Here is a 4,844-nt window from a genome sequence, read left to right on the forward strand (position 1 = left end):
GTGCGATGGTCGCGGTGCAGGCGAGTGAGGCGGAGGTGGCGGCGGCGCTGGAAGGGGCGGTGTGCGTCGCGGCGGTGAACGGGCCGGAGTCGGTGGTCGTTTCCGGTGACGAGGACGCCGTGCTTCGGGTGGCGGCCCGGTTCGCGGCCGAGGGGCGCAAGACCCGGCGGCTCCAGGTGGGGCATGCCTTCCACTCGCACCGTATGGAGCCGATGCTCGCGCAGTTCCGCACGGTCCTGGAGGGGGTGTCGTACGCCGAGCCCGCGATCACGGTCGTCTCCAACCTGACCGGGCGGCCCGCCGAGGCCGGCGAACTGACCGACCCGGAGTACTGGGTGCGCCAGGTCCGCGAACCCGTCCGCTTCGCCGACGGCGTGGCCGCGCTGGACGTCCGGAGCGGGGCCGTGCTGCTGGAGGTCGGGCCCGACGGGGTGCTGACCGCGATGGCCCGCGAGTGCCTCGGCCCGGCTTCCGACGCGCTCGCCGTCCCGGCCGTCCGCCGCGACCGGCCGGAGCGGGCCACCCTCGTCTCCGCCCTGGGCGCGCTTTACACGCACGGCACGCCCGTGGACTGGAGCGTCTTCTTCACGGGCCACGGCGACGCCCCGGTCGACCTGCCGACCTACGCCTTCCAACGCCGGCGCTACTGGCTGGACCCGCTGCCCGACCCCCGGACCGCTCACGGCGGCGGCCCCGACGACCCGGACACCTGGCGGTACCGCGCCGAGTGGACCCCCTGGCCGGGACCGACGGATGCCCGGCTGACCGGCACCTGGGCGGTGGTGAGCCGTCCGGGGAGCCCCCTCGCCGACGCGTGCGCGCGCGGACTCGAACAGCGCGGGGCCTCCGTGACCCGGCTCCGGGTCGACACCCCCGAGTGCGCACGCGGCCCGCTCGCCGAGCGGCTGCGCGGACTCGGCCCCCTCGACGGTGTGGTGTCGCTCCTGGCCGACCTGCCGGGCGACCACCGCGATCTGCCCGGTCTCACCCAGGGCCTCGCGGCGACCCTCGCGCTCCTCCAGGCGCTCGCCGACACCGGCTCCGGCGGCCGCCTGTGGTGTGTGACCTCCGGCGCCGTCTCCACCGGGGCGTCCGACCCGCTGACCCGCACCGCACAGGCACAGATCTGGGGGCTCGGCCGGAGCGCCGCGCTCGAACTGCCCGGCCTCTGGGGCGGCCTGGTGGACATCACGGCCACGGCCCCCGCCACGACGAACAGGTCCGGCGACCTGTCGACAACGACGAACTGGTCCGACGGCCCGTCCACGACGACCGACAGGTCCGGCGACCCGTCCACGACGACCGACAGGTCCGACGGCCCGTCGACGACGACGAGGCCCGGCGTCCCGTCGGCGGGTGACGCCGCACCGGACGGGTCCGGGACGCCGAGCAGCACCGACGTCTTCTCCCGCCTCGCCGACGTCCTCGCCCACGGCGCCGAGGACCAGGTGGCGATCCGCCCCGACGGCGTCCACGTACGGCGGCTGGCCCGCGCGTCCGCGCCGGCTGCGTCCGCCGACAGCGACGACACCCTCTGGCAGCCGGCCGGCACGGTCCTCGTCACCGGCGGCACCGGCGGCCTGGGCGCGCACGTGGCACGCTGGGCGGCCACCGCGGGCGCCGAGCGGATCGTCCTGGCCGGCCGGCGGGGCGCGCGGACCCCGGGCGCCGAGGAACTCGCGGCCGAACTGACCGCCCTCGGCACGAGCGTGCTCGTCGAGACCTGCGACATGGCCGACCGGAGCGCCGTGGCAGCCCTCGTGGCACGCATCGACGCCGACGGACCGCCGCTGCGCGCGGTCGTGCACGCCGCCGGAGTGACCCAGACCGCGCTCATCACGGACACCGACCCGGTCGGGTCCGCGCGGATCACCGCGGGCAAGGCGGCGGGCGCCACCCACCTGGACGCCGTGCTCGGCGACCGTCCGCTCGACGCGTTCGTGCTGTTCTCCTCGATCGCCGGGGCCTGGGGCAGCGGCGCCCAGGGCGTCTACGGAGCCGCCAACGCCCACCTCGACGCGCTCGCCGAGGACCGGCGCGCCCGCGGCCTGGCCGCCACGTCCCTCGCGTGGGGGCCGTGGGCGGGCGGCGGCATGGCCGAGCAGGACGACGGCGACCAGCTCGCCCGGCGCGGACTGCGCTCGATGGACCCCGGCACCGCCGTGCGGGCCATGGCGCGTGCGGTACGCCTCGGAGACACCGGCGTGATCGTCGCCGACGTCGACTGGAACGCCTTCACCCCCCGCTTCACCTCCCTGCGCCCCAGCGCCCTGCTCAGCGGCCTCCCCGAGGCCCGCGCCGCCCTCGCCACGCGGACCGCCCCGGCCGCCGGCCCCGGCCCGGCCGACCCCGGCCTGGCCGGACGGCTCGCCGCGGCGGGCCCCACCGAACGCGACACCATCCTCCTGGACCTCGTGCGCGACGAGGTCGCGGCCGTCCTCGGCCACGCCTCGGGCACCCAGGTACAGGCCGACCAGGCCTTCAGCGACCTCGGGTTCGACTCGCTGACCGCCGTCGACCTCCGGGACCGGCTCAGCCGCGCCACCGGCGTCGACCTGCCCAGCACCCTGGTGTTCGACCACCCGACCCCCGCCGAGCTGGCCACCCGGCTGCGCGCCGACCTGACCGGCGGCGACCGCTCCCTCCTCGCCCCCGTCCTCGCCGAACTCGACGGCCTGGAGGCCGCGTTCGACCAGGTGGCGGACGAGGACCCGCAGACCCGGGCCCGGGTCGCGCTGCGCATGCGGCGCTTCCTGGACCGGCTCTCCTCCCTCGGCAGGGAGGACGCCGAGGCACCGGACGGGGCGGGCGTCGAGACCGCCTCCGACGACGAACTGTTCGCCCTGCTCGACCACCATCTCGAAGCCCCCGGGCAGGCCCCGAAAGGTGACCACTCATGAGCGGCAGCGAAGCGAAGCTGCGGGACTACCTGAAGCGCGCCACGGTCGACCTCCAGCGGGCCCGCGCCCGCATCGCGGAGCTGGAGCGGCCCGAGCCGATCGCCGTCATCGGCATGTCCTGCCGCTACCCCGGCGGCGTCCGCTCGCCCGAGGACCTGTGGCGGCTGGTCGCCGACGGCGTCGACGCGATCGGTGACTTCCCCCTCGACCGGGGCTGGCCGGTCGACACCCTCTACCACCCCGACCCCGACCACCTCGGCACCAGCTACGCGCACGAGGGCGGATTCCTCGACGGCGCCGGCGACTTCGACCCCGGCTTCTTCGGGATCAGCCCGCGCGAGGCGCTCGCCATGGACCCCCAGCAGCGGCTGCTGCTGGAGACCTCCTGGGAGGCGTTCGAACGCGCCGGCGTCGACGGGCGCGGCCTGAAGGGCAGCCCCACCGGTGTCTTCATAGGCGGAACACCCACCGGCTACGGCGCCGGCGTGGAGCGCATGCCCGACGGCGTCGAGGGCTACGCCCTCACCGGCAGCGTCGGCAGCGTCATGTCCGGCAGGGTCTCCTACGCCCTCGGGCTCGAAGGCCCCGCGGTGACCGTGGACACCGCCTGCTCGTCCTCCCTGGTCGCCCTGCACCTCGCCGTCCAGGCGCTGCGGCAGGGCGAATGCACCCTGGCCCTGGCCGGCGGGGTGACCGTGATGGCCACCCCGGCCGCCTTCATCGAGTTCAGCCGGCAACGCGGACTCGCGCCCGACGGCCGGTGCAAACCGTTCGCCGCCGCCGCCGACGGCACCGGCTGGTCCGAGGGCGTCGGCATGCTCCTGGTGGAGCGGCTCTCCGACGCGCGCCGCAACGGCCACCCCGTCCTGGCCGTCGTCCGCGGCACCGCGGTCAACCAGGACGGCGCCAGCAACGGCCTGACCGCGCCCAACGGCCCCTCCCAGCAACGGGTGATCGAACAGGCCCTCGCCAACGCGGGCCTGGCGCCCTCCGACATCGACGCCGTGGAGGCGCACGGAACCGGCACCCGGCTCGGCGACCCCATCGAGGCACAGGCCCTCATCGCCACCTACGGGCCCGGCCGCTCACCCGACCGGCCCCTCCGACTGGGCGCGGTGAAGTCCAACCTGGGCCACACCCAGGCCGCCGCCGGGGTGGCCGGCGTCATCAAGACGGTCATGGCGATGCGCCACGGCACCCTCCCGAGGACGCTGCACGTCGACGAGCCGACGCCGCGCGTCGACTGGTCGTCCGGCGCGGTCGAACTGCTCACCGACACCGTCGACTGGGCGCCCGCGGCCGGTGAACCGCGCCGGGCCGGCGTCTCCGCGTTCGGCGCCAGCGGCACCAACGCCCATGTGATCCTCGAAGAGGCGGTCACCGAGCCCACCGCCCCGGCGGACGAGGACGGCACGACACCGCACACGACGCCGGGAACGCTGCCCTTCGTCGTCTCCGCCCGCGGCGAGGCCGGCCTGCGGGCCCACGCCGGCCGGCTGGCCCGGTACACCCGGACCGACACCGGCACCCCGCTCCCCGACATCGCGCTCGCCCTCGCCGTGCACCGCTCCGCCCTCGAGGACCGCGCGGTGGTCCTGGCCGCCGACCGCGCCGGCCTCGTGGCGGGCCTGGAGTCCCTGGCCGCCGACGAACCCGGCGCGGGCGTGGTGCGGGGCACGGCCCGCCCGGTCACCCGGCCCGTGCTGGTCTTCCCCGGCCAGGGCTCCCAGTGGCGGGGGATGGCCGCCGGCCTGCTGGACAGCGCGCCGGTGTTCGCGGAGCGGATCACCGCGTGCGAGAACGCCCTGGCGCCCCACGTCGACTGGTCACTGACGTCGGTCCTGCGCTCGGAGTCCGACGACTGGCTGGACCGGGTCGACGTCGTCCAGCCCGCCCTGTGGGCGGTGATGGTGTCCTTGGCCGCGCTGTGGCAGGCGCACGGGG

Annotated in this window: 2 protein-coding genes; both read left to right on the forward strand. The window is 76.3% G+C overall.

Annotated features, from left to right (window positions below; all coding sequences use genetic code 11):
* On the forward strand, positions 1 to 2,900 hold a 2,900-nt coding region (locus tag ALMP_RS42900), incomplete at its 5' end, for a type I polyketide synthase (RefSeq protein ID WP_264937484.1).
* Positions 2,901 to 2,929: 29 nt separating this feature from the next.
* Positions 2,930 to 4,844: type I polyketide synthase (locus ALMP_RS42905; protein WP_375803627.1), on the forward strand; the 1,915-nt coding region annotated here is incomplete at its 3' end.

It is taken from the genome of Streptomyces sp. A012304, from assembly GCF_026008495.1.
Taxonomy (GTDB): Bacteria; Actinomycetota; Actinomycetes; order Streptomycetales; family Streptomycetaceae; genus Streptomyces.